Source organism: Hymenobacter aquaticus (assembly GCF_004765605.1).
Lineage (GTDB): Bacteria > Bacteroidota > Bacteroidia > Cytophagales > Hymenobacteraceae > Hymenobacter > Hymenobacter aquaticus.
Genome location: NZ_SRLC01000002.1, coordinates 148,034 through 173,783, shown reverse-complemented (window position 1 = coordinate 173,783; position 25,750 = coordinate 148,034). Strand labels below are relative to the sequence as shown.

General features: G+C 62.6%; 14 protein-coding genes. 5 read left to right on the top strand and 9 right to left on the bottom strand.

Going from position 1 to position 25,750, the window contains the following annotated elements; all coding sequences use genetic code 11:
- Positions 1-6: 6 nt before the first annotated feature.
- The 9 genes from E5K00_RS13645 to E5K00_RS13605 form a co-directional block, all read right to left on the bottom strand.
- Positions 7-1,305, bottom strand: coding sequence for a sugar MFS transporter (locus E5K00_RS13645; RefSeq protein ID WP_135463880.1), 1,299 nt, complete (start codon positions 1,303-1,305; stop codon positions 7-9).
- Between the two features lie 188 nt (positions 1,306-1,493).
- On the bottom strand, positions 1,494-2,912 hold the full coding sequence (locus E5K00_RS13640) for a T9SS type A sorting domain-containing protein (RefSeq protein WP_167856888.1): 1,419 nt from the start codon (positions 2,910-2,912) through the stop codon (positions 1,494-1,496).
- A gap of 114 nt (positions 2,913-3,026) precedes the next feature.
- Complete coding sequence (locus E5K00_RS13635) at positions 3,027-3,902, bottom strand: glycoside hydrolase family 16 protein (RefSeq protein ID WP_135463878.1); 876 nt, start codon at positions 3,900-3,902, stop codon at positions 3,027-3,029.
- Positions 3,903-3,944: 42 nt separating this feature from the next.
- Positions 3,945-5,195, bottom strand: a complete 1,251-nt coding sequence (locus tag E5K00_RS13630) for a PKD domain-containing protein (RefSeq protein WP_135463877.1) — start codon at positions 5,193-5,195, stop codon at positions 3,945-3,947.
- 42 nt (positions 5,196-5,237) lie between these two features.
- Positions 5,238-6,710: a RagB/SusD family nutrient uptake outer membrane protein gene (locus E5K00_RS13625; RefSeq protein WP_135463876.1), complete on the bottom strand. Its 1,473-nt coding sequence runs from the start codon at positions 6,708-6,710 to the stop codon at positions 5,238-5,240.
- Positions 6,711-6,754: 44 nt separating this feature from the next.
- Positions 6,755-9,910 carry a SusC/RagA family TonB-linked outer membrane protein gene (locus E5K00_RS13620; protein WP_135463875.1) on the bottom strand — a complete coding sequence of 1,052 codons (3,156 nt, stop codon included), beginning with the start codon at positions 9,908-9,910 and terminating at the stop codon, positions 6,755-6,757.
- A gap of 78 nt (positions 9,911-9,988) precedes the next feature.
- Positions 9,989-12,304, bottom strand: coding sequence for a beta-glucosidase family protein (locus E5K00_RS13615; protein WP_167856887.1), 2,316 nt, complete (start codon positions 12,302-12,304; stop codon positions 9,989-9,991).
- Between the two features lie 448 nt (positions 12,305-12,752).
- Complete coding sequence (locus tag E5K00_RS13610) at positions 12,753-14,783, bottom strand: 7TM diverse intracellular signaling domain-containing protein (RefSeq protein WP_135463873.1); 2,031 nt, start codon at positions 14,781-14,783, stop codon at positions 12,753-12,755.
- Between the two features lie 94 nt (positions 14,784-14,877).
- Entirely contained in the window at positions 14,878-16,752 is a 1,875-nt protein-coding gene (locus E5K00_RS13605) for a cellulase family glycosylhydrolase (RefSeq protein ID WP_167856886.1), read from the bottom strand.
- 747 nt (positions 16,753-17,499) lie between these two features.
- Here E5K00_RS13605 and E5K00_RS13600 point away from each other — a divergent pair.
- The 5 genes from E5K00_RS13600 (at position 17,500) to E5K00_RS13580 (ending at position 25,704) form a co-directional block, all read left to right on the top strand.
- Entirely contained in the window at positions 17,500-18,177 is a 678-nt protein-coding gene (locus E5K00_RS13600; RefSeq protein WP_135463871.1) for a response regulator, read from the top strand.
- 139 nt (positions 18,178-18,316) lie between these two features.
- Positions 18,317-19,681 carry a sensor histidine kinase gene (locus E5K00_RS13595; RefSeq protein ID WP_135463870.1) on the top strand — a complete coding sequence of 455 codons (1,365 nt, stop codon included), beginning with the start codon at positions 18,317-18,319 and terminating at the stop codon, positions 19,679-19,681.
- Between the two features lie 198 nt (positions 19,682-19,879).
- A complete protein-coding gene (locus E5K00_RS13590) occupies positions 19,880-21,160 on the top strand; it encodes a TolC family protein (protein ID WP_135463869.1) in 1,281 nt (426 codons plus the stop codon).
- Positions 21,161-21,328: 168 nt separating this feature from the next.
- Positions 21,329-22,420 (top strand): efflux RND transporter periplasmic adaptor subunit, encoded by a 1,092-nt coding sequence (locus tag E5K00_RS13585; protein ID WP_135463868.1) that lies wholly within the window; start codon positions 21,329-21,331, stop codon positions 22,418-22,420.
- A gap of 122 nt (positions 22,421-22,542) precedes the next feature.
- Positions 22,543-25,704: an efflux RND transporter permease subunit gene (locus tag E5K00_RS13580; RefSeq protein ID WP_135463867.1), complete on the top strand. Its 3,162-nt coding sequence runs from the start codon at positions 22,543-22,545 to the stop codon at positions 25,702-25,704.
- Positions 25,705-25,750: the final 46 nt, after the last annotated feature.

Here is a 25,750-nt window from a genome sequence, read left to right as displayed (position 1 = left end):
CGGCTATCAGGCCGTGACGGGGGCAGCGGCCGGGCGGCTGCCGCGCAGGCCATACCATACAATGTAGAGGTAGCAGAGCATTGGCAGGGCAAAAGCCAGGCGCAGGGCGTGCACGCCGCCCCCACCACTTTGGCTGTCGGCAATGAGGCCGAAGAGCGGCGGAATGATGGCGCCGCCCACAATGGCCGCCGACAGCAGACCGGACGCGTCTTCGGTGTGGCGGCCCAGCCCGGCCACGGCCAGCGTGAAAATGACGGGGAACATCACCGCGTTCATCAGGCCCACAGCCAGCAGGCTCCACATGGCTACGGCTCCGCTGGTATTGATGGAAATGAGCACCAGCAACACCGCTCCCAGGGCCGTGAAGGCTAGTACCCGACCGGGCCGGAAGGCACGCAGCACGAAAATACCGGCAAAGCGCCCCACCATGGCCGCCCCCCAGTAGAAGGCTACCTGCTCGCCAGCCGTTTGGGCGGGCATGTTCATCACCTCGGCCTGGCCCAGGTAGCTCACAATGTGGGAGCCAATGGCTACTTCGGCCCCGACGTAAGCAAAAATCCCGACCAGACCCAGCACCAGGTGGCGGTAGTGCCAAGCGCGCTGGGTGTCGCCGGCCGGCGCGGGAGCGTGCGAAATGGTGGGCAGCTTAAGAAACAGCAGCAGCAAGCTGATAAGCACCAGCACGGCCCCGATGCCGAGGTAGAGGTACTGCACGGAGGAGACATCTAGGGCGGCGGCCTGCGCGGCCGAGAGCTTCTTGAGGTCGGGCAGGTGGGAGAGAATCAGGCGGGCGCCGAGGATGGGGGCAATAGTGGTAGCCAGCGAGTTGAACGCCTGCGTGAGCGTGAGCCGCGACGAGGCCGTAGCGGCCGGCCCCAGAATAGCCACGTAGGGGTTGCCGGCCACTTGCAGGGTCACGATGCCGGTAGCCAGCACGAACAACGCCCCCAGGAACAGGGCAAACGTGCGGCTGGCGGCAGCCGGGTAAAACAGCAGGCAGCCCAGGGCCGCAATCAGAAAGCCGACCAGCATGCCGCCCTTGTAGCCCAGGCGCTTCACCAGCAGGCCAGCCGGAACGCCCATCACCAGGTAGGCCCCGAAAAAGCAGAAATTCACCAGGTTCACCTTGGCGTAGCTGAGCGTGAACAGCCCTTTCAGGTACGGAATCAGAATGTCGTTCAGGCAGGTGATGAAACCCATCATGAAGAACAGTACCGTGAGCGAGGCCAGGGCCGACGTGTAGCGCGGCTGGCCGCCCTCGGCAGCGGTAGGCGCACTGGCCTGGGAAGGAGCAACAAGAGCCATAGGAAGGAAGAAAGAGAAAGTGAAACGCCTTGAACAGGGCAAAAAAAGAGGCTGGCTCCGCGCTCCTAACTTCGCGAAACCAGCCTCGGCGAACGAGGGCCGCCGCATTAGCAGGCAGGCCCTGGAACGTAGGGTATCGGGCGCCGGTAAGGGCTGAAGTAGCCAAATTACGCTACCCCAAGCCCGTGCTAGTGCGTCACGCTGAACGCGCGGCTCACGGCCCGGTCACCCACTTCCAGCCGGTAGTGGTAGAGGCCCGAGGCCAGATTGGTCGTGGGCAGCGTCACCGTGTGCTCGCCGGTAAGGCGGGTCTGGGCATCGAGCAGCACGGCCACGCGGCGGCCCTGGGCATCATACACGGCCAGCGTAACGGTGGTGGGTTTGGCCAGCGAGAAGCTGATGTTGGTGTAGTCGGCCGCGGGGTTGGGCCAACTGGCGGCCAGCTCGGCGCCGGCCGGGCGGGCGGCGGTGGTCGGCGTAGCCGTCAGCAGCGTGGGGCCATACCAGTCATCCAGATACACGCGGCGCTTGGTCGTCGTGTTGGGCGCGATGAGCAGCACCAGCTCGTTGACGGACGTAGAGGAAACCGTCGCGTCGGGGCGGCTGACGTTGTTGAAAACCAGCGTTTCCCAGGCGTTGGTAGCGGTGGTGGTGGCTACGTATTCCGAGTGGCGGCCGGCCGGGTAGTTGGTAGCGCCGGCGCGGGTCGAGTCCTGCATCGTAATCTGGAACGGAATGCCGGGCGCCGGGCTGAACACCTTCATGGTCATCTGCTTGGCATTGGTCAGGTAGGCCGAAACGTCGGCGGGGCGCTGCTTGGGGCGCACTACCAGCACGTCAAATTGCTGGTTGCTGCGGGTGTAGCGGCCCACGCGGGCACTGTTGTTGGCCGTCGAGGGGGCGTTGTTCAGCGTGTCGCCGTTGAAGCCGCCGTTGCTTTTCTTGAGCACGTAGTTCAGCAGGCGCACGTTTTCAAAGTTCTCGTACAGCTGATCGACCACCGGGGCGCTGGTAGCCAGCTCGGGGCCCGTAATATCGTCCAGAATGTAGGTTGCCCCGCTGTTGGTGGCCGGCTCGATGAGCAGCACCAGCTGGTCGGCTTCGGTCGGCAGGGCGGTGGGGTCAAACGCGCCCGGGCCGCCGGCCGTGTAGGTAAAGGTGAGCGTTTCCCAGGCGTTGGCCACGGTCGTAGTGGCGTTGAAGGTGCCGCCCACGTTGCCGTTGGGGTAGCCCGTAGCCGATTTGGTCTTGTTCTGTATCACAATCTGCATGGCGCGGCCGGCAGCGGGGCTATACACCTTCAGGCTGATTTTCTTGGCCCCGGTCAGGTAGGGCGTCACGTCGGCCAGGCGCGGCGCCTGCGGGTTGATCAGGATAACATCGAACTGCTCGGCGGCGTTGCGCACGTAGCGGGCCACGCTGGCGCTGTTGTTGGCCGCGCTGGGAAACGGGTTGGCGGTAGGCTGGGTAAACACGCCGCTGGTAAACGAGTACGACACGCGCCGGGTAGTCTCGAAGTTGTCGTAGAGCGTCTGCGCCGCCACCGTGTGGCCCAGCGTGAGCAAAGCCCCCGCCATGAGAAGAGATTTTGTAAAAGTTGACAACATACCGATGGGGTTAGAAAGTGGGAATGCGGAATGAAAGAAGAGTCGGGGCCGAGGAGCCGGCTTCAGTACCATAAGCCCGCCGGCCCCAGCAGTTGGGGCCGGCGGGCCACGGGCTTATTTGTAGTTCCAGAACTTCACGTACTCTACCTCCATGCGCTGCGGGAAGGTGGTAGTGGCGTCGGGGTTGCCGTCGAAGTTGCCCCCCACGGCCACGTTCAGAATCAGGTAGAACGGGTTGTTGAACGGGTAGGGCGTCACCTGCGTGGGCGTGAGCCGGTAGTACTCTGTGCCGTCGAGGAAAAAGCGCAGCAGGTCCTTGCTCCGGATCAGGGTGAAGGTGTGGTAAGCCTCCGAAAAGTCGCCGCTGGCCAGCGCCTTGGTCGTGCCCATCTGCCGCTTGTCGGCCGGGGCGGTGGTGGCCCCGTAGTGCACGGTGCTGATGTTCACGTTGGGCGTGCTGCCGCGCAGCTCCATAATGTCGATTTCACCGCAGACGGGCCACGGCACGGTCTGGTCGTTCGAGCCCAGCATCCAGATGGCGGGCCAGATGCCCTTGCCCTTGGGCAGCTTGGCCCGCACGTCGAGGCGGCCAAAGCCGAAGTCTTTTTTGCCCCGGGTAATGATGCGGGCCGAGGTGTAGTTCTTGCCGTTGAGGTTTTCCTTCTGGGCCTGAATGTTGAGCACACCGCCGGCCAGAAACAGGTTTTTGGGCGAGTTGGTGGTGGCCTGCAGCTCGTTGTTAAACCACTGGTCCTTTATTTCATAGGTCCATTTGGTGTCGTCGAGCTGGCCGCCCGTAAACTCGTCGCTCCAGGCCAGCTCGGTGTACTGGGCGTAGTCGCGGGCTTCCTCGTTTACGATGGGCTCGGCCGTTTTGGGCGCGGGCAGCACTTTTTCGGGTTCCTGCGTGCAGGAGAGCAAACCTGCTACGGCTGCCACGGCCACGGCCGCCAACAGGCGCGGGCGAATAAAGAGGGAGGTACGAATCATGACGGGAAGAGAATAAGGGGCTAGAGCGCGGGGCCGAACAGGCTATTTCACGCGCAGTTTCATGGTGTGCACCACGCCACCGGTGGGAGGACCCACGCGCAGCAGCATGGTCTGCTCGGTGATGGCCAGGATGCGGTAAATACGGTTGTTAGCGTCGGTCACGCCGATAAAGGACGTGGGCCGCGCCAGCTCAAACTGGGCAATGCCGGCGCCCGTAGCGCCGCCGAACGTGAAGGCGGAAGTACCCGAGAGCGGGGCTCCGCACCCGGCGCCGGCTACCAGCGTCTCGGCCTTGGCATTGTAGGTATACACCCCGGCGTCGCTGAAGGTAAACTCGTCGTCGGCCTGGCAGCCGGGCAGGCTGCCCGCCGCCCCGCCACCGAAGTAGCTGGTCGGGTCAGCATCGCTCGGGCCCACCACAATGGTTTTTTCCTGGGTGTTGTCGAGCACCCAAGTGCGCGACGAGCCGCCGGTCAGCAGGCGCTTGGCGCGGTCGAGGGCCGAGAGCTGGGGCGCATACGTCACAATGGTTTTGGTGCCGTCGGGGTTGGTGCCCTGTAGGCGCAGGCGCGTGGCCGAGGCTTCCACGATGTCGTAGGTCTTGTTAACCACCGAATCGGGCAGGCCGATGAACGAGCGTTTGTTTTGCAGGATAATCTGCCCCAGCGAGCCGTTGACCTTGTACACGAAGTCGGCGTTCAGGCTCAGGGCGTCACCGCAGGCACCGTTGGCAAACGTGGACGCCCCGGCATCGTAGCTGAAGGTGTACACGCTGGTAAACGAGAACTGGTCGTCGAGCTGGCAGGCGGGCAGCACGCCCGAGGCCGAAATCTCAGTGCCGTTGGCCGCCAGCTTCACAATGGCGCGGGGCTGGTCGGAAATCGTCCAGGTGGTAGCGCCCGAGGTGGCGCAGGCCGTCAGCACGGCGAAGCCGTTGTTGCCGCAGGCGGTCGGAATGTCAAACTCCTTGCTGGCCACGTTGCCCGTGCCGCCGGGGCCGGCGGTGGTCAGGGTGGCCGTTACGGGGCCGGGGCGCTTGTAGGTGTGCGTCACGACCGGCCCGGAGCCGCGCACCGGCGTGTCGCCGAAGTTCCACTGGAAGAGAAAGGCATCCTTGCTGGTGCTGGTGAAGGTGGCCACAATCGGGAACTGCGACGTGTTCAGCGACACCGTGAAGTCGGATACGGGCACTGGACCTTCCAGCGTGTTGTCGTCGTCTTCCTTTTGGCACGAAGCCAGAACCAGTGGGCTGGCCAGCAGCATCCAGGCGGCTTTACGAAAAAAACTAGTCATATACGGGCAGGTTAAAAATCGGCGGAACAAGGCAGGCCGGGGCTAGTAGCCGGGGTTCTGACTCAGGTTAGGATTCGCATCGCGCTCCGACTGCGGAATGGGCAGCAGCACGTTGAAGGGCTTCACGCCTTTGGCCTGCAACGCCGGGGAGCGGAGCAGGTCGCCGGTGCGCTTCAGGTCAAACCACCGGTCGCACTCGAAGGCCAGCTCGTAGCGCCGCTCCTTGACGACGGCCGCCTTGAAGGCCTCGGGAGCCATGCCGGCGGGCAGGTCGTGGTTGGCATCGCCGAAGGCGCGGCGGCGCACCAGATTGATGGACTCGCGGCCCTCCACGGGGCCGGCGGCCTCGGCGTGAATCAGGTAGATTTCGGCCAGGCGCAGCACCGGAATGTTCAGGGGCGAATCCCAAACCAGGGTGTTGGTTTTGCCCACGAACCACTTCTTCACGTTGTAGCCGTTGGGCGAGCCTTGCAGGGAAGCGGGCTGCACGCGGCCGTCGGGGTACTTGTCGCCGGGCTTCCAGATGGTCACGTCGCGGCGCTTATCACCCTCCTCGTAGCCTTGCACGAACTCCGGCTCCGGCACGTTGAAGCCGTAGCCGTTCTGGGGCACCAGGTTCTGGCCGCGGGGGGCAAAAAACTCGTTGCCCACGAAACCCAGCCCGTCGAAGGTGTATTCGTTTTTCCCGTTGATGTACTGCACCTCAAACAGGGACTCCCGGCCGTTCTCGTTTTCCACCCGGAAGTTGTCGCCGTAGTTGGTCCACAGGCTGTACTTGCCCGAGCCGATTACGTCGCGGGCCAGCCGGGCGGCTTCGCCCATGTTGCCCCGCGTGAGCTGCACTTTCGCCAGCAGGCCGGCGGCGGCCCATTTGGTGGCGCGGCCCAGGTCGGCACCCGAGTAGCTTTCGTCCAGCTCCCCGATGGCGGAAGTCAGGTCGGAGATAATCACGCCGTATACCTGGTCGGCGGGGGTGCGGGGCAGGCGGGCGTCCTCGGGGCTTTTGGCCGGAGTCGTAATCAGGGGCACGTCGCCGAAGGCCCGCACCAGGTCGAAGTAGTACTTGGCCCGCAGGAAGTGCGCCTCGCCCAGGCAGCGCCGCCGGATCTTGTCGGACATGCTGGTGATGCCGGGCACTTTTTCCAGCACTAGGTTGGCGCGGCCGATGCCCACGTAGCTGCCGTTCCACAGGCGGGTGGTCATGGGGTTGCTGGCCGGAATGTTGAAGTTGTCGAGCTGCTGCTCCTCCAGGCCGTCGCCGCCCCCGCCACCACCGGTGGTCGAGTTATCCGACATAATGTCGCCGATGCCCCACAGGGCGTAGTTGTACTGGCCGCCCCGGCTCAGCTCGGCGTAGGCAGCGTTGGTGGCCTGAATGGCGTCGGTTTCGGTCTGGTAGAAATTCTCGTCGGTCACGGAGCTGTTGGGGCTCACATCCAGAAACTTTTCGCCGCAGCCCGCGAGCAGGCTCAGGAGCAGCAACGCGCCGGCGGCTTTGGTAGTGGTCGTTTTCATGGGGGGAATGAAAGGCAGAAGGATGAAAAAACGGCGCGACCGGCTTAGAAGCCGATGTTCAGGCCAGCCAGAAACACGCGCGACTGCGGGTACACGCCCCGATCGACGCCGCCTTGCCCCAGCTCGGGGTCAAAGCCGCTGTAGCGGGTGAGGGTCAGCAGGTTCTGGGCACTGACGTACACGCGCAGGCTCTGGGCCGCCACGCGGCTCACGATGGTCTTGGGCACGGTGTAGCCCAGGGTCATCATCTTAACGCGCATGTAGGATCCGTCTTCCACGAAGTAGCTGGAAATGCGCAGGTTCAGGTTGGGGTCGCCGGCAATGGCACGGGGCACGTCGTTGCTGGTGCCTTCACCGGTCCAGCGCTTCAGCACGCGGGTGCTGGAGTTGCCGTTGGTCGTCAGGCCGCCTTCGGTATACACCCGGTTCAGGTTGTAGACGTCGTTGCCCTGCGAGCCTTGCAGAAACACGTTGAAATCAAAGCCTTTGAAGGTAAGCGTGTTGGTAACACCATACGTGAAGTCCGGGTTCGGGTCGCCGATAAACGTGCGGTCTTTGTCGGTGATGACGCCGTCGCCGTCCAGGTCCTTGAAGCGGATGTCGCCGGGGGCGGTGCTTTTGCCGGGGTCGGTGCCGACGGTCTGGCGGGCGTGATTTTTCACCTCTTCCGTGTTCTGAAACAGGCCGTCGGCCACGTAGCCGTAGAACGAACCGAAGGGCTGGCCTTCGTCGTAGCGCACCACGGCGTTCAGGTTGCGGTCCGTCAGGCCGTTGAAGGGCACGGCCACGCCCAGCTTGTCGATGCGGCTGGAGTAGGTCGAGAACACCAGCGTGGTCGTCCAGGTCAGGCCGTCGTTGGCGCCCTGGAAGTTACGCGTCGTCACCGAGAGGTCGAGGCCGCGGTTGTAGGAGTCGATGGCGTTGGTGTTCACCGATTCGTAGGTACCCGTCACGTAGGGCGGTGGCACCAGGCTGATCAGGTTGGGCGAGCGGCGGTTGTAGAGGTCCAGCGTAGCTTCCACGCGGTTCTGGAACAGGCCCACGTCGAGGCCCACGTTGGTTTGCTCGTTGATTTCCCACTTCAGCAGCGTGTTTTGCTGCTTGGTCGGCGCGGCCCCGATGTTGATGTCGCCGGCGGAACCGAATGGGTAGGTAATGCCGGAGTTAATGTTGGCCAGGTAGGCAAAGCGGCCCGCGTTGAGCGGGTTGCCCACGCGGCCCCAGCCCACGCGCACCTTCAGGTTGCTGATGCTGGCAATGTCCTTGATGAAGGCTTCCTCCGAAATGCGCCAGCCCGCCGATACGCCGGGGAAAAAGCCGAACTTCTGACCCAGGGCGAAGGCCGAGCTGCCGTCGTAGCGGGCCGTGGCGGCCAGCAGGTATTTGCCGGCAAACTCGTAGTTGACGCGGCCGAAGTAGCTGGCCAGGCGGTCGGGGGGGCTCACGGCGCCGCTGTTGCGCAGCAGCGCGTTTTCGGGCCCGTTGTTGATCTGGCGCAGCACGTTGTTGGTGTAGCCGGCGCGGCTCACGGCCATCGTGCTGTAGTTGAACTGCTGGGCCGACTGACCCGCCAGCAGCGTCACCTGGTGCTTACCGCCAAACAGACGGTCGTAGCTCAGCGTGTTTTCAATCAGGTAGCTGGGGTTGTAGTTGTTGTAGGCGCTGGCGCTGGCCGTGGCGTTGCGCGGCGAGTTGGGCCCGAGCGACGGCGAGAAGGCATTGTAGTTGTCAAACACCAGGTCGGCGCCCACGTTGGTGCGGAAGCGCAGCCCTTTCAGCGGCTCCAGCTCGGCAAAGAAGGTGGTCAGCACCCGGTTGCGGGTAAACTTGGAGTCCGTAATCAGGGCTTGCAGCACGGGGTTGGGCTCCACGAAGCCGTCGGTGCTGGTCGGCTCGTACCAGCTGCCGTCGGCGTTGTAGACCGGCAGCGTGGAGGGAATCTGGAGCACGTTGCTGAGCACCCCGAACTCGTTGCTGCCGGTATCTACCTGCCGGTCGTTGAGGTTGGTGAGCGACAGGCTGTTGCCGATTTTCAGAATCTTATTGAGTTGGATGTCGCCGTTGGCCCGCAGCGTAAACCGCTCGAAGTGCGACCCGATGATGGTGCCATCCTGCTGGAAATAGCCGCCCGACACCGCGTAGCGCGCCTTTTCGCTGCCGCCCGAGGCCGACAGGTTGTAACTCTGAATCACGGCCGAGGGCCGGAAAATCTGGTCCTGCCAGTTGGTACCCTCCCCCAACGCCTTGGGGTTGCTGAGCTGGGGCAGAATCGGCTCGCCCTTGGCCAGCCGCGACTCGTTGTTGATGGTGGCATATTCCTCCGCGTTCAGCAGGCTCAGCTTGCGCCACACCTGCTGCACGCCCCGGTACGCATCCAGGTTGATGGTCGCGGTGCCGGCCTTGCCGCGCTTGGTTGTGATAATGACCACGCCATTGGCTGCCCGCAAGCCGTAGATGGCCGTCGCGGAGGCATCCTTCAGCACGTCAACGCTTTCGATGTCGTTGGGGTTGATGGCGTTGAGCTGGTTTTCCACCGAGTTGCCGTTCGCGTCGTTCGAGGGCAGCGGGTAGCCATCTATCACGTACAGCGGCGAGTTGTTGCCGGCCGAGGTGATGCCGCGCACCCGCACGGCCGTGCCGCCGGCGCCACCCGGGGCCCCCGAGTTCTGGGTGACGGTAACACCCGCCGCGCGGCCCTGCAGACCCTGCACGGGGTCGGCCACGGGCTGGGCAGCAATGTCCTTACCCGACACCGACGATACGGCCCCGGTAACGCTGGTGCGCTCCTGCGTGCCATACCCCACTACCACCACCTCACTCAGCGCCTTCAGATCTTCGTCCAGCGTCACGGCCAGGCTGCCGCTGTTGGCGCTGGTCACGGCTACTTCCCGGCGCACGTAGCCTACGTAGCTGAATACCAGCGTGCTGTTTTCCGGCGCGTTCAGCAAAAACGTACCGTCGGAGTTGGTCGAAGTACCCAGGGAGGTGCCTTTCACCAGCACGGTAACACCGGGCAGCGGCTCGCCGTTGCTTTGCGTCACGCGGCCCGACACCGGAATATCGGCCAGCGTAGGACGTCCAGCCACGGGCAGCGGCAGGGCTGCCGAGCCAGCCAGGGTGGGCAGGCTCAGTGCCGGCAGCCCCAGCGTCGCCAGCAGCAGCGCCCGCCGCAGAAAATGCGGGTAGTGGTTTGAGTTCATGGAGGTAGGAATTAGGAAGTGTGGAGCGAAAAAGGGGAAAGCCCTCCGTCGGAAGCCGACCGGCCGGGGCCGATGGTTCTAGGGTCGGGTGCCGGCGCTGCCCTGCCGGTCGGCGGGGGTGGTAGCGGCCGTGGGCGTCACGTAGCGGAAGCGCTTGGTCTGGCCGCCCACGCGGAGCGTAAAGAAGCCGTCTTCCAGCTGGGCCTGTCCCTGGGCATTGGGGTAAGTCAGGTGCTGCTGGGGCTGAATCTCGAAGGTGAAGGTGCGGCTGGCGCCGGCGGCCAGCTCCTGCTTCTCGAAGTGCTTGAGCAAGCGCACGGGGCGGGTGACGCGGCCCACCTCGTCGGTCAGAAACCAGAGCACGGCTTCCTTGCCGGCGCGGCGGCCGGTGTTGGTCACCTGCACCGTGGCGCGTAGCGTGCCGCTGCCGCTGAGCACCGAGTCGGAGAGTTGCAGGGTGCTATATCGGAACGAGGTATAGCTCAGGCCTTCCCCGTATTCGGTGAGCATGGCCGGCTTGAATTTGGGGCCCCGGTTTTCGAAGCCGGCCCCGAAGTCGCTCAGGTCGAGCGAGTTTTCGTTGTTGTCGTGGTGGTAGGGCGAAATGTGGCCGGCAAACTGCGGGTAGGTAAAGGAAAGCTTGCCGCTGGGATTCACCTTGCCGCTGATGATTTCGGCAATGGCCTGCCCGCCGCCAAAGCCCGGCAGCCCGCCCCACAGAACAGCCCCCGACTTCTCGGCCACGCCCCGAATAATACTGGGCCGGCCGCCGATGACGACCAGCACCGTGGGCTTGCCGCTGCCTTGTGCCGCGCGCACCAGCTGCTGCTGGTCGTCGGGTAGGGTCAGGTCACTGGTGTTGCCCAGCCCCTCGGTGTAGGGCCGCTCCCCGAGGGCCAGCACCACGGCATCGGCCTGCCGGGCCGCCGCGTTAACAGCGGCCAGCGTCAGCTTACCGGCGGCGTCCCGGTACGGAATCGTTTGCACTTGGGCGCCGGGATATTCCTTTTGCAGGGCGGCGTAGATGGTCAGCACCTCTTTGGGGTATTCAGCTTCCGGGCGGCCCTGCCAGGCCAGGGTCCAGCCGCCGGCCAGGTTGGCGCGGGAGTCGGCCGAGGGACCAACCACCAACAGGCGCTTTACCTTAGCGGGAGCCAGCGGCAGCGTGTTCTGCTCGTTTTTCAGCAGCACGATGGATTCGCGGGCGGCTTCTACGGCCTGTAGTTTCAGGGCCGGGTCGCCGATGCGGCTGAGGCGGTCGGTGCGGGGCATGGGGTTCTCGAACAGCCCCAGCTCGTCTTTCAGCTGCAGCACCCGGCCCGCCGACAGATTGATGCGCGCTTCGGTGAGGCGGCCTTCCTGCACCAGCTCTTTCACGTAGCGGCAGAAGTTGGTCGTGTAGGGCGTCATGGCCATGTCCACCCCCGCGTCGATGGCCTGGAACGTGGCTTCCTTCTCGTTAGGAGCCGTTTTCTGGATGCGCACCAGCCGGATGATGTCTTCCCAGTCGGTCACGGCGACGCCCTTAAAGCCCATCTGGCGGCGCAGCAGATCGGTGAGAATGGCCTTGGACGAGTGCACCGGCTCGCCGTTAATCAGGCCGCTGTTAATCATGATGGTTTTCAGGCCGGCATCCATGGCCGCCTGAAACGAGGGGCGGAAAAACTCCTGGAGGCGCTGGTCGGAAATCTGGGCGTTGGTCCGGTCCCAGCCGTTGCGCGGGTCGGAGTAGCCCAGAAAGTGCTTGCCACAGGCCGCGACTTTGTAGGGCGCTATTTCCTTGTTTTCCTGCATCTCCCGCACAAAAGCGGCCCCCATCACGGAGGCGACCAGCGGGTCTTCGCCGTAGGTTTCGTACACCCGCGGCCAGTAGGTATTTACGCCCAGGTCGAGCACGGGCGCAAACACCCAGTGGTGCCCCAGGTCGGCCGACTCCAGCACCGTGGCGCGGGCCGTCTGGCGGGCAAACTCGGGGTTGAAGGTGGCACCCAGGTTCAGGTTGTGCGGAAAAATAGCCGTGCCGGCCACGTAGCTGGCCCCGTGCATATGGTCGATGCCATAGATAATGGGAATGTGCAGGCGCGACTCGCGCATAGCGATGCGCTGCAAAGCGGCCGAATACCGAACCCACTGCGTGGCGGGCACGGCCTCCCCATTCAGAAAGGAACCCACGTGATACTGCCGGATCAGGGGCACCAGCTTGGCCGAGTCCAGCGTCACGTCTTTCTGTACGCCGGTCGTGTTGATGACGGTGTTCGTGAGCTGGGTCATCTGCCCGATTTTCTCTTCCAGCGTCATCTGGGCCAGCAGCGCCGCTACCCGCTCACTCACCACAGCACGGGGCAACTCGCTGCTGGCCGCAGAAGCCGAACTGGTAGAGGTAGCAGCGGACACCGGCGCCACAGTTGTGGCGGGCACAGCGGCCCGCTGGCAGCTGCTGCCGAGGCACAAAGCCGTACCGAGCACGAAAGCCTGGGTAACGCGGACCGCCACTGAACTCTGCGGGAACACGAACCCCCGGGATGCTCCAGCCGGAGCTACCAGAGAAGGATGAGAAGTAGCCATTTTGTTGGGGGGAATACCCAAAGATATCCTTCCTTGTTCAGGAAATGCAATAGCAAAAACCCCTCATACAAGCCAAAAACAGGGTTTTTGCACCTACTTCACATCGTGATTATACACTTACCGCACACGCCAGCCGGGGCATTTGGGGCTAATTCTGACCCTAACCCGGCTTTTGCAGTGAACAGCATCTACGGCTAAAAAACAATGAAAAAAGCGGCCGAAAAGCCGCTTTTTTCGAAAATAATTTTGCTTAGGTGCCGCAAACGTTTGCAGTTCCTCAGGAACGTTCGGCCTCAACGGTTAGCTGGTCTTGCTCCGTGGTCGTCGTAAAGTCGAGCAGCACGTGGGTCCAGCCTTCGTTCTCATCGTAGTCGGGAGCCAGGCGGCGGCGGCGCATGGCCTCTAATACCTTCTGGCTGAAGCTCCAACAAGTGCCCTGCCGCAGCTCCAAGACCCGGGAAAGCTCCTGCGACGAGTAGTTACCCTTGTGCGTGTAAATCAGGAACACCGCGTAGAAGGCCTTGATGATGGAGAACTTACACTTTTGCAGCATCGTGTAGGCCGTAGCCGACTCCACATAGCGGCATTTGGTGCAGCGGCGGGCGTGCGCCTCGCGGGCATCGCAGTATTTCTCGTGCCCACATTTGCGGCAGCGGTAGCCCTGGGCCCACTTCAAATCGGCCAGGTAGCTCAGGCAGGCGTCCTTGTCAGGGTAGATTTGGCTGAACTCGCCAAAATCTACCTCTTTCGACAGCACCCGGGCCGTTTGAGCCTGCTGCAGGTCGCGTTGCAGGTCGGTGTTCAGCTTTTCAATGGCCGCCGACTGCAGGGCCAGCAGGCCGTTGGCTTGCAGCAGCTCCCGGTTCTGGGCCACAATGGTTTCGCTCTGCTGGCGCAGCTCCTCCGTGCGGCGTGCTACCTGCGCTTCCAGCTCCGAGTTGAGCTGGTCTTTCAGCTCCTGGTTCTGGTGGAGCTGCTCCACCAGCCGATCCTGGGCTAAGTGCTTCTTCCGCAGCTGCTTCACCAGCTTTTCCTGGGCCCGGATAGTAGCATCCTTGATACTCTTTATCTTCTCGCCCAGGGCGTAGGAAAGCACGGCCACCTCAAAGACGAAGGCTACGTTCATGCTGTACACCGTGAAGGCGTTGTTGAAAAAATCAACTCCCAACTTTCTGGTAATCAAGAACAAAAGACTCGCCACTACCCCACCCTGAGCCAGCAGAAAGATGCGGGCCGGCCGAAAACCCTGCCGGTACACCCGAATGGCGGCGTAGTAGAGCATGCCATAGGGCAGCAGGTACAGCCAGAAGCTGAATCCCGATTGAATAAACAGGGTATCGAGCAGCAGCAGGCCGGCGCTGAACAAAACCACCAGGCGCACGAGTGGGTCGAAGCGGGGCAGGCGCTGGGGGGCGTCCAGGAAATGGCGGGCGTAGTAGCCGAAGGTGAGCAGCAGCAGAATCGGGGCACCGGCATTCACGATGCGGTTCAGATCGGGCAGCATGGGCCAGATGTACTGAAAGCCCAGGCCGTCTTCCGACAGAAATAACAGACTGCAGCTCAGCACGTAAACTACGTAGCGCAGGTAAGTCTGCTCGCCGATAAAGAGGTAGATAAACAGGTTGTAGACCACCATGATCAGCAGCACACCATAGAAGCCGCCAAGCATGCCGTACTCACTCTGGAAGTGCGACGACAGCATGGCCTCGTTGCGCAGCCGGCCCAGAAAACTGGTTTTGGAGCTGGATTTCAGCCGCAGGTAGTAGGTATGCGTCTGGCCCGGCTGCAGGGGCAGACTAAACAGGAAGTTCTTGTAGGAATACGGGCGGGTGGCAAAGGGCAAATCGGCGCCGGTGTGCACGGCCGCGTACTGGCCGGCCCGGGTGGGGCCGTAAAAGGTCAGGTCGTTGATGTGGGAATCGAACATCTCCAGGTACCAGTGATGCTCGTCGGAGTTGTCGGCGCGCACGTGGATGCGCAGCCAGTAGGCCGACTCCGTATTCTCGATGTTGCCGGCCAGCTTGCCGCCGGAAGTGAGGTTGCCGGCCTGAAAACGGGAGCCCCAGCGGGCACCTTGCACGTCCTGCAGCGTAAGCCGGCCCGAAGGATCTTCGAGCACGGCGTAGCGTGAGGGGTCCACGTAGAGCTCGTTGATGCCGGCGTGGATCCGGAGCGTGTCTTCGTGGGAAGCGGGCTGGCCGGAGGCTACACCACAGATCAGCAGCAGCAGGCTCAGGCAGCCTAAGATGCGCCAGCCCAGGGAGCTGACGGCCTGAAATCGGGGGAATTTGTGGATGTAGGGCCTCATGAAGCTCCCAATTTAAGCAAACCAACGCAGGGCAACCAGCAACGCCGGCGGGAGCCACCAGGACAGCGGCAGCAAACGGGGGCAGCGGGGGTGGTTATTGGCCGCCCTGCGTGGTGGGGGTGGAAGATAAATCGAACTGAAGCCAGCTCAGGCTGGCACCGGGCTGCTCGACGTAGAGTTGCAGCGTATGCCTGCCCACCGGCAGCACCGTCGTGGGCACGGCTACCGTCGTCCAGGCCGCACCGGCCGCAGGGCCTACCGTCAGGCTCCCGATGACAGCCTCGTCGAGCTTAACGGTGAGGCGGGACGGGGCGCGGGCCTCGTTTTTCACGCGGGCCCGTAGCGTGTAAGCACCGGCCTTGGTGACCGACACGGTGTAATTTACCCACTCGCCAGCCGCCATGTCGCTGATGGCAAAGCCGTTGGAAGCCTGATCAGTCACGGCCTCAATGTCTACGCCGTCGTTGCGGTAGAGGCTGCCGTTGTTGGTGGGCGCTTGCTTGCGGTAGTCGATTCGCTCGGCGTAGGCGTCGTGGTAGGCAATGCCGTTGCGGCCCATGTCGTAGTTGGTGGCGTGGATGGTGCCGGGAATGCTGAGCGCGGCAAACGGCGTGCGGGCCGTGGCCGGGCGGGTAAGGGCGGCAATAACGTCGCGGTTGGGCACGCACTGGTTGAACTGGCTATTGCGCAGCAGCGCGGCCCGGCCCGCCGGCGTGAGGATGCTGCCGTAGGGGCGCACCCGCAGCAGGCTGGTCACGCCTTCCACCCGCTTCAGATTCCAGTGGCACCAGCCAATGTTCTGGGCATCGAGGCCCTGCACCGCGCCGGCAAACCACTCGTTCGAGTTTTCCCCCGTCTCCCCTACCCACACCGGCACCTGCCACTTCGCCCGGAAAGCCGCCAGGTTAGCCAGCAGGTTGATCTGGTTCGGGTTGGGGTCGGTAGCGGCGGGGTCGTTGGGGCACCAGTAGCGGTGGGCGTTGTAGACGAGGTTGCTCCGGTCCTGCACGTGTAGCTTGTCGGGCGTGAGGTTGGTGTATTCGTTGCCGTAGCCGTTGCCTTCGAGTAGCACCAGGTGCTGGTCGCCGCGGCCGCGCACCGCGTTGATCAGGCGGCTGTAGAGGACGTTTATTTCGGCATTATCGTTCGATAACCCATTCTCGATGTCGACTCTATGCGGCTCATTGATAAAGTCGTACATGGCCACGCGCGGGTCGTGCTGGTAGCGGGCGGCCAGCTTTTCCCAGAGCCGCACGGTAATATCCTGGTAGATCAGGCGGCCCTGGCGGTCGTGGCGCTTCCACAGGTCCAGGGGCACGAAGTTGTCGTTGATGTTGCGGTCGGTGCCCTGGCCGCCGGGGGCCGCGTGCAAATCCAGGATAACGTACAGGTTGTTGGCCGCGCACCAGCTCAGCACCTGGTCGAGGAGGCGGAAGCCGTCGAGCTGTTGCGCGTCGGTGAACAATTGGTTTTGGTCGTACCACTGGGCCAGGTGTTGCACGTAAGCCTCCACGGCCTGCGGGTCGCGGGGGCGGCGGCTGACTTTGTTGCGCTCCAGGCGCTGCTGCCGGGTCAGAAACAGGTCGTAGTGGAAAGGCAGCCGCACGCAGTTGAAGCCCTGGGCCGCCACGAAGTCGATGTCGGCCTTCGTAACAAACGTGGCCCGGTACTGCTCGTAGAATGCCTCCAGCTCCTGGTCCGACATCGTGCGCAGCAGCCCGCCGCGGATGCGGGCCTGGGAGTCGAGCGTGTCGGTTTTGAGCAGGTAGCTTTCCTGCAGCAGCCAGCCGCCCACGTTGAAACCCCGCAATACCACTTCCCGGCCCTGGGCATCCACGATTTTGCCGCCCTGGGCCCGCAGCATGCTCAGGCGCTGGGCGCTGACCAGGCCAGGCGCCAGCAGCAGCGCCAGCCACAGAAGCCAGCGGCGCGCTTTTCGTCTTTTAGGCTGACAATCAATGTTTTTCATGCTAAAAGAAAGTACTAGTCGCCCCACGAAATAGAAACGGGACGGGAATATCCCGTCCCGTTTCGGTGAAGGCCCACCCAGGGACTTCACCTCTCCCATTTATTGTAGTGAGGCCAACCCGGCCGTATTACTGACCATTTCGCTGAACATCTGGCTTATTTCTCAATGATTTTCTGGGCCTCTATTTCTATTGCTCCGTCCCGGGGGCCAGCGGCAGCGACGGAAGGAGATGGGGCAAGAAGGCAGACCGAACGGAAAAGCGAAACCGGGACGGCAGGGCAAAAACGTAAGGCTCTGAGGAGGACCGGCGGCGGCGAATAACCTGGGCCCTGGTTGGGTAGGCAGCAGGGCCAGCCGCAAACCGCAAACGTTTGCAGAGGATCAAATATTCAGAGGTTGTTTGGAAAATGCAAGCTCGAAAGCGGGCTAAAGGGCTCAAAAAAGCACTTTTGAAACTTGTCGCACAACGCGCGTATACACTTATAGCACACGCAAAGGCGGCCCGATCATCCTCCATCACCTTCTGTCTTGCCAGGGTCGTCCAGATAAAAAACAACAGAGAACCGGCCGTTTACCCCAAGTTTTGTTCAATTATTTTCAGCACTCTACCACCTATCGGGTGCGGCCGGCCCCGGGTAGCCAGCCGTTCATCCGGGCCTCACGCGCCGGCCCGTAGTTGGCAACCAATCGAAGTCACTAATTTCACCGTTGCCCGACGCGCAGTGCCGGGCCTAACTGCCGCATCCCATGAAAATACTTCTGGTAGAAGATGAGCCGAAAGTATCAGCGTTTATCCGGCGCGGGCTGGAGGAGGAAAACTACGAGGTGGAAGTAGCCTACGACGGGCGCTTCGGCCGGCAGCTGGCCCTGACGCACGCCTACGAGCTTGTCATTCTGGACGTCATTCTGCCCCACTTCAGCGGCCTGGAAGTATTGCAGGCCATCCGCGCCCAGGATCAGCAGGTGCCCATCCTGATGCTCACGGCCCTGGGCACCACTACCGACAAGCTGCTGGGCTTCGACGGCGGGGCCGACGACTACCTGGTCAAGCCCTTCGACTTTCCCGAGCTGCTGGCCCGGGTGCGGGCCCTGACCCGGCGCCGGGGGCAGGAAACCAAAGGCGCCACCCTCACCCTAGCCGACCTCACCCTCGACACGGCCGCCAAAACCGTCACCCGGGGCGGGCAGCCCATCAAGCTCACGGCCCGGGAGTTTGGCTTACTCGAGCTGTTCATGCGCCACAAGGGCCGGGTGCTGAGCCGGGCCGAAATTGCCGAAAACTCCTGGGAAGACTCCTTCGACTCCGGCTCCAACGTCATCGACGTGTACGTGAACTACCTGCGCAATAAAGTAGATAAAGGCTTCGACCCCAAGCTCATTCACACCGTGGTCGGCATGGGCTACGTGATGCGGGAAGAATTTTAATGTGGGAAATGTGAGGAATGTGCGAATGTGGATAATGACACTTTCTTCACATTCCGCACATTCCCCACATCCCGCATATTCTTCACATCCCGCACATTCTTCACATTCCCCACATTCCCCACATTAGCACCTTATAAAAGTGACCATCCGTAACCGCCTGACCTGGCTTTTTCTGGGGCTTGTTGCCGTGATTCTGCTGGCGGCCATGACGGTGGTCTACATTCTGCAGGCCGACTACACCCACGAGGAGTTTCACCAGCGCCTGCGCGACCGGGCCGAGGTGACGGGCTACGTGTTTTTGGAGCAGGATGAGCTGCGGGCCGAGGCGTTCCGGGAGTTTCAGCGCCGCTACCTGCGCACGTTGGCGGGCGAGGTGCTGCAGATTTACGACGCCCACCTCCACCCCCGCTTTATCGAGCAGGACCGCCGCGTCTACATCTCCAGCCGCATCCTGGCCCGCATCCTGACGGAAAAAGAAGTGTATTTCGACATCGGCACCCGGCAGGCGGTGGGCATCTTCTACCGCGACAACCAGGGCGAATACATCATCGTGGCCGCTGCCGAAAACCAGGCGGGGCGCAAACGGCTAGAACACCTGGCCACCATCTTGGCCTGCATCTTCGTGGGCAGCCTGGTGGTGATTTACGTGGCCGGCCGCCTGTTTGCGGGCCGGGTCCTGACGCCCATTGCCGCCGTCAACGACCAGGTGGACCGCATCACCGCCCACGACCTGCACCTGCGCGTGGATGAGCAGGGTTTGAGCCGCAGCGAGCAGGACGAAATAACCCGCCTGGCCCGCACCTTTAATAGGATGCTCGAACGGCTGGAAGAGGGCTTCGAGGGGCAGCGCACCTTTGTCAGCAACGCGTCCCACGAGCTGCGCACCCCGCTCACGGCCACCATCGGCGAAATTCAGGTGCTGCTGAACCGGGACCGGGAGCCGGCCGCCTACCGCGAGGCCCTGGGCTCGGTGCTGCACGAATTGCAGCAGCTCAAGTCGCTTATCAACAACCTACTGGAGCTAACCCAGGCCGACAGCGCGGCCGACCACGGGGACGACATCCGGCTCGACGAGCTGATCTGGGAGGCCCGGGAAGCCTTGCCGCCGGAGTTGCGCCGCCGGGTCCAGATTACGATGGGCGAGCTGCCGGCCACCCCCGAGCAGCTCGAAGTGAAGGGCAACCGCCAGCTGCTGAGCCGCGCCCTGACCAACCTGCTCGATAATGCCCTGAAGTACTCCGAAAGTCAGCCGGTGGGCGTGCGTTTCGGCTTCGAGCACGGGCGGGTGCACCTGCGCATCGAGGACCACGGTATCGGCATTGCGCCCAAAGACCTGAACCGCATCTTCCAGCCTTTCTTCCGGGCCGACAATGCCCGTATCGTGGTGGGCCACGGGGTGGGGCTGCCGTTGGCGCGGCGCATCATCGAGTTGCACGGCGGCCAGCTGCACGTCAGCTCCCAGCTCGGCGCCGGCACCACGGCAGAGGTGATATTCGGAGCCTAGGCCGGCGGTCGGGCCAGTGCCGGGCAGCTACTTTCTTCGGTGCTGAGCAGCTTTTTCTTTGCCGGCAAAACGGCTTTATCTGCGTTTAAACGCCGCTTTTATCGAAATATTCAGATTCTAATCCGTTTCTAATACCCCTCTAATTTGGGCCTAATACGGCCGGCGTACTCTTGCATATCCAACCTTCCTGACCAGGATATGCCACGCTTCTTATTGCTGCTGACCGCCTTGCTGCTCACGGGCTCGGCCTACGCCGCGGCTCCCGACGCCCCCGCCGACACTACCCGTCTTACCCTCCCCGAAGCCGAGCAGCGCTTCGTGCAGAACAACCTCGCCCTGCTGGCCCAGCGCTACAGCGTGACGGCCGCCGAGGCCCAGATTGTGCAGGCCCGCCTCTGGGACAATCCCACGGTGAGCATCGAGCAAAACACCTACAACCCCCAGACCACTAAGGTGCTGGACGTGACGCGCACCGGCAACACCGCCGTGCAGGTGCAGCAGCTCTTTGCCCTGGCCGGCCGCCGCAAAGCCGCCGCGGGCGTGGCCCAGCAGAATGCTCTGGTCGAGCACTTCACCTTCGAAGACCTGCTCCGCAACCTGCGCTACCAGCTGCGCACCACCTTTTACGATCTGTACTTCAAGCAGCAGACCATTGGGGTATATGACAAGGAAATCAGCACCTTCCAGCACACCGTCGCGCAGTACCAGAGCCAGTACGATAAGGGCAACATTGCCCTGAAAGAGGTAATTCGCCTCAAGGCCTTCCTGTTTCAGCTTCAGAATGAGCGCCAGGTGCTGCTGACCGACATGGCCAACGAGCAGGCCGACTTCCACGTGCTGCTGCGCGACAACTCGGGCACCTACTACCGCCCCGTGGCCAACCCTGCCGCCCTGCGCGACCTGAGCCTGGGCACCTACTCCGAGCAGCAGCTGGCCGACACCGCCCTGGTGCAGCGCGCCGATTTGAAAGCCCGCCAAGCCTACGCCGAGCAGCAAACCCAGAACCTGCGCCTGCAGCGCGCCCTGGCCACCCCCGACCTGGCCGTGGGCTACGTGTATGACCGGGCCGGCAACTACATCCAGAACTACAACGCCGTGACCCTGGGCCTGGCCGTGCCCCTTTTCAACCGCAACCAAGGCAACATCCGCACCGCCCGGGCCCAGATTGAAGGCAGCAAGGCCCTGGTCGAGCAGCAGCAACTGGTGGTGCAAACCGACGTGCACCAGGCCTACCAGCTGGCCCGACAAGCCGACCAGCTCTACCAGGGCTCCAACCGCGACACCGGCGACTTCGACCGGCTTATCGGCGGCATCGAGCAGAGCTACGCCAAGCGCAACCTGACCATCGTCGAATTCCTGGACTTCTACGAGAGCTACAAAAACAACCTCCTCCAACTCAACAACCTGCGCGCCAGCCGGGTGCGGGCCTTCGAACAGCTCAACTTCGCCGTCGGCCGGCCGGTGTTCAAGGCCGAATAATATTACCCCACCCCCGGCCCCTCCCCTCCGGGAGAGGGGTGCGTTCAACGATTCCTGAACAGGATTCAGGAGCGGCACATACTCGCCACGTTGACGTCTGGCACCCCTCTCCCGGAGGGGAGGGGCCGGGGGTGGGGTTTCCCCACACGACATTTCACCCCAACGCATATGAACCGCTTTGCCCCTCTCCTGCCCTTTGCCCTGAGCCTCACGCTGGCGGGCTGCTCCCACAAGGAAGCCGAAACCGAACCCAAGCCCGACGCCGGCTTCTCGCTCTCGGATACCATGCTGCGCGAAATCAAGATTGACACCGTGCATGCCCAGCCCGTGCGCGACGAGCTGACCCTCTCGGGCCAGATTGCCTCCGACGGCGACAAAACCGTGAAGGTCTACCCGCTGGTGGGCGGCGTGGTCGAGCAGCTCTCGGTGGAACTAGGCGACCATGTCACCAAGGGCCAGGTGCTGGCCGTGATTCGGAGCGGGGAAATTGCCGACCTGCAGAACCAGCGCAGCTCGGCCGGCACCGACCTGGACATTGCCCGCAAAAACCTGCAAGTGGCCGAAGACCAGTTTGAGGCTGGCCTGGCCTCGGAGCGCGACGTGACCCTGGCCCGCAAGGAGCTGCAGCGGGCCCAGAGCAACCTGGGCAAAACCCGCAAGCAGATGAACGTCTACGGCGTGTCGGACGACGGGACCTACGAGCTGCGGGCCCCGATTTCGGGCTTTATCACCGAGAAGAACGTGACGGACCACATGCAGTTCAACGCCGATAACGTGGGCAACCTCTTCACCGTCAGCAACCTGGACGACATCTGGATTCTGGCCAACGTCTTCGAGTCCGACATCAGCAAGGTGAAGGAAGGCTACGCGGCCGACGTGACGACCCTCTCCTACCCCGACAAGCACTTCACCGGCCGCATCGACAAGGTCTTCAACGTCCTCGACCCCGAAAGCAAGGTGATGAAAGTGCGGGTGCGCCTCAAAAACCCCGGCTACCTGCTCAAGCCCGAGATGTACGCCCAGATCAAGGTGCAGAACACCGAAAGCCGGCAGATGCTGGCCGTGCCCGCCAAAAGCGTGGTGTTCGACAAGGACCGCAACTTCGTGATGGTCTTCAAGGACCGCAGCCACGTGGAAACCCGGGAAGTGAAGCTGGCCAAAACCGTGGGCGAGGTGAGCTACGTGCAAAGCGGCCTGCGGGACGGGGAGCGAATCATCGGCCAGAACCAGCTGCTGGTCTACGACGAGCTGAACGACTAGGTAATGTAGCTGGCAGCTGCTCTCCTTTCAACTCCGGCAACGGCTCCCGACGAGCCGGCAGGCTCCGCTTTGCCTTCTAAAAATGCTAATAGCCATCAGCTAACTGCTAATAGCTCAACACTATGAACAAGTTCATCCAGGGCATTATTGCCTTTTCACTCAAAAACCGCGGGTTCATCTTCCTGATGACCGCCGTGGCCGTGGTAGCCGGGGTGGTGAGCTACCGCAACACGCCCATCGAGGCGTTTCCGGACGTCACCAACACCGAAATTACCATCATCACCCAGTGGCCGGGCCGCTCAGCCGAGGAGCTGGAAAAGTTCGTCACGGCCCCGATTGAAATTGCCCTCAACCCGGTGCAGAAGAAGACGAGTGTGCGCTCCACCTCGCTCTTCGGCCTGTCGGTGGTGAAGGTCATTTTCGACGACGGCGTGGACGATGCCTTTGCCCGGCAGCAGGTCAACAACCTGCTGCGCTCGGTGGACCTGCCCGACGGCGCCGCCCCCGACGTGCAGCCGCCCTACGGCCCTACCGGCGAAATCTACCGCTACACCATTGAGGGCAAAGACCAAACCGCCCGGGAGCTGAAAACCATCCAGGACTGGGTGATTGAGCGCAACCTGAAGGCCGTGCCCGGCGTGGCCGACGTGAACAGCTTCGGCGGGGAAGTGAAGGCCTACGAAATCAGCGTGGACCCGACCAAGCTCCAGACCTTCGGCATCACCCCGCTCGACGTGTACAACGCCGTGCAGCGCTCCAACATCAACGTGGGCGGCGACGTCATCAACGAGGGCCAGCAGAACTTCGTGGTGCGCGGCCTGGGGTTACTCAACAACATCGGCGACATCAACAACACGGTCATCAAGAACGTGAACGGAGCCCCGATTGTAATTAAGAACGTGGCTACCGTGCAGGAATCGGCTTTGCCCCGCCTGGGCCAGGTGGGCCGCGGGCTGCAGGACGACAAGGTGGAAGGCATCGTGGTGATGCGCAAGGGCGAAAATCCCTCCGAAGTCATTGCCCGCCTCAAAGACAAGGTGCAGGAACTCAACGAGAAAATCCTGCCCCCCGGCGTACAGATCAAAACCTTCTACGACCGGCAGCAGCTCATCGACTTCTCGACCGAAACCGTGATTCACAACCTGGTGGAAGGCATTGTGCTCGTCACCCTGATTGTGTTCCTGTTCATGGCCGACTGGCGCACCACGGTTATCGTCTCGGTCATCATCCCGCTGGCGCTGCTTTTCGCCTTTATCTGCCTGCGGCTCAAGGGCATGAGTGCCAACCTGCTCAGCATGGGCGCCATCGACTTCGGCATCATCATCGACGGGGCCGTGGTGATGGTGGAAGGGCTCTTCGTGGCCCTCGACCATAAGGCCCACAAGATGGGCATGGAGAAGTTTAACAAGCTGGCCAAGCTGGGTTTGATCAAGAAAACCGGCCGCGACATGGGCAAGGCCATCTTCTTCTCCAAGGCCATCATCATTACTGCCCTGCTGCCGATTTTCTCCTTTGAAAAGGTGGAAGGCAAGATGTTCTCACCCCTGGCCTGGACCCTGGGCTTTGCCCTGCTCGGCGCCCTGATCTTCACCCTGACCCTGGTGCCGGTGCTGACGAGCCTGCTGCTGCGCAAAAACGTGGTAGAAAAGGACAACTTCTTCGTGCGCGGCATCAACCGCGGGGCCCAGAGCTTCTTCCGCTTCACCTACGCCCGCAAGAAAATCAGCCTGCTCGTGGCCGCCCTGGTGGTCAGCCTGGGCCTGGGGGCCTTCCAGCTTCTGGGGTCGGAGTTCTTGCCCGAGCTCAACGAAGGCTCCATCTACGTGCGGGCCCAGCTGCCGCTGAGTATCGGCCTGGACGAGTCGAACAAGCTCTGCAACGAGATGCGCCGGGTGTTTTTGTCCTTCCCCGAGGTGTCGGACGTGGTGAGCCAGACCGGCCGCCCCAACGACGGCACCGACCCGACGGGCTTCTACAACAACGAGTTCCTGGTCCAGATCAAGCACACCAAGCAGGTGCAGGACAAGATGAAGCACGCCGCCTACCGCGAGGAGCTCATTGAGCACATGAAGCAGAAGCTGGCCCGCTTCCCCGGCGTCGACTTCAACTTCTCGCAGCCCATCATGGACAACGTGGAAGAAGCCGCCTCGGGCGTGAAAGGCTCCATTGCCGTCAAAATCTACGGCACCGACCTCAAGCTCATGGAGGAAAAAGGCCGCGAAGTATACGCCGTGCTCAAGGACATCAAGGGCATCGACGATTTGGGGGCCCTGCGCAACATCGGCCAGCCCGAGCTGCACGTGGAGCTAGATGAGAACAAGATGGCCAGCTACGGCGTGGACAAAGCCGACGCCAACGCGGTGCTGGAAATGGCCGTGGGCGGCAAGCAGGCCACCCAGCTTTACGAGGGCGAGCGGAAATTCCCCATCCGGGTGCGCTACGAGCAGCAGTACCGCTCCACCCCGGCCGAAATTCGCCAGCTGATGGTGCCCACCCAGGCCGGCAAGACCATCCCGATTTCGGAAATCTCGACCATCGGCCCCGTCAACGGCCCCTCGCTCATCTACCGCGACGACAACCAGCGCTTTGCCGCCGTCAAGTTCAGCATCCGGGGCCGCGACATGGGCTCGACTATCGAAGAGGCGCAGCAGAAGGTGAACGCCGCCGTGCACCTGCCCAAGGGCTACACCATGAAGTGGACCGGCGACTTCGAAAACCAGCGCCGCGCCACCCAGCGCCTCACGCAGGTGGTGCCCATCTCGCTCGGCCTGATCTTCTTTATCCTGTTCATTCTTTTCGGCAACCTCAAGGACGCCGGCCTGGTGCTGCTCAACGTGCCCTTCGCCATCATCGGCGGCATTGCCTCGCTGCTCGTTACGCACACCAACTTCAGCATCTCGGCCGGCATCGGCTTTATTGCCCTCTTCGGTATCTGCATCCAGAACGGGGTGATTCTGATTACAGTCTTCAAGCAGAACATGCTGCGCAAGATAAGCCTGGACAAGAGCATCTACGAGGGCGTCACGAGCCGGGTGCGCCCGGTGGTCATGACGGCCCTGATGGCTACCATCGGCCTGCTGCCAGCCGCCATCAGCACCGGTATCGGCTCCGAAACCTCTAAGCCCCTGGCCATTGTGGTTATCGGCGGCCTGATTACCGGCACCATCCTGACCCTGTTCATCTTCCCCCTGATTTTTGAGCGCGCCTACCGCGCCGAGTACAGCAAGTACGGCGCCCCGGAGGCAGAGCCGCTCGCCCCCGAGCCCCAGCTGGCGCTGCACTAGGGCGGAAAATTTGAGAACACAAAAAGGCCGGCAGGAATCATCCTGC

Excerpts from the sequence above, each read along its gene's own strand:
- E5K00_RS13645 (WP_135463880.1), bottom strand. The coding sequence starts at position 1,305 with ATGGCTCTTGTTGCTCCTTCCCAGGCCAGTGCGCCTACCGCTGCCGAG.
- E5K00_RS13640 (WP_167856888.1), bottom strand. The coding sequence starts at position 2,912 with ATGTTGTCAACTTTTACAAAATCTCTTCTCATGGCGGGGGCTTTGCTC.
- E5K00_RS13635 (WP_135463878.1), bottom strand. The coding sequence starts at position 3,902 with ATGATTCGTACCTCCCTCTTTATTCGCCCGCGCCTGTTGGCGGCCGTG.
- E5K00_RS13630 (WP_135463877.1), bottom strand. The coding sequence starts at position 5,195 with ATGACTAGTTTTTTTCGTAAAGCCGCCTGGATGCTGCTGGCCAGCCCA.
- E5K00_RS13625 (WP_135463876.1), bottom strand. The coding sequence starts at position 6,710 with ATGAAAACGACCACTACCAAAGCCGCCGGCGCGTTGCTGCTCCTGAGC.
- E5K00_RS13620 (WP_135463875.1), bottom strand. The coding sequence starts at position 9,910 with ATGAACTCAAACCACTACCCGCATTTTCTGCGGCGGGCGCTGCTGCTG.
- E5K00_RS13610 (WP_135463873.1), bottom strand. The coding sequence starts at position 14,783 with ATGAGGCCCTACATCCACAAATTCCCCCGATTTCAGGCCGTCAGCTCC.
- E5K00_RS13605 (WP_167856886.1), bottom strand. The coding sequence starts at position 16,752 with ATGAAAAACATTGATTGTCAGCCTAAAAGACGAAAAGCGCGCCGCTGG.
- E5K00_RS13600 (WP_135463871.1), top strand. The coding sequence starts at position 17,500 with ATGAAAATACTTCTGGTAGAAGATGAGCCGAAAGTATCAGCGTTTATC.
- E5K00_RS13590 (WP_135463869.1), top strand. The coding sequence starts at position 19,880 with ATGCCACGCTTCTTATTGCTGCTGACCGCCTTGCTGCTCACGGGCTCG.
- E5K00_RS13585 (WP_135463868.1), top strand. The coding sequence starts at position 21,329 with ATGAACCGCTTTGCCCCTCTCCTGCCCTTTGCCCTGAGCCTCACGCTG.
- E5K00_RS13580 (WP_135463867.1), top strand. The coding sequence starts at position 22,543 with ATGAACAAGTTCATCCAGGGCATTATTGCCTTTTCACTCAAAAACCGC.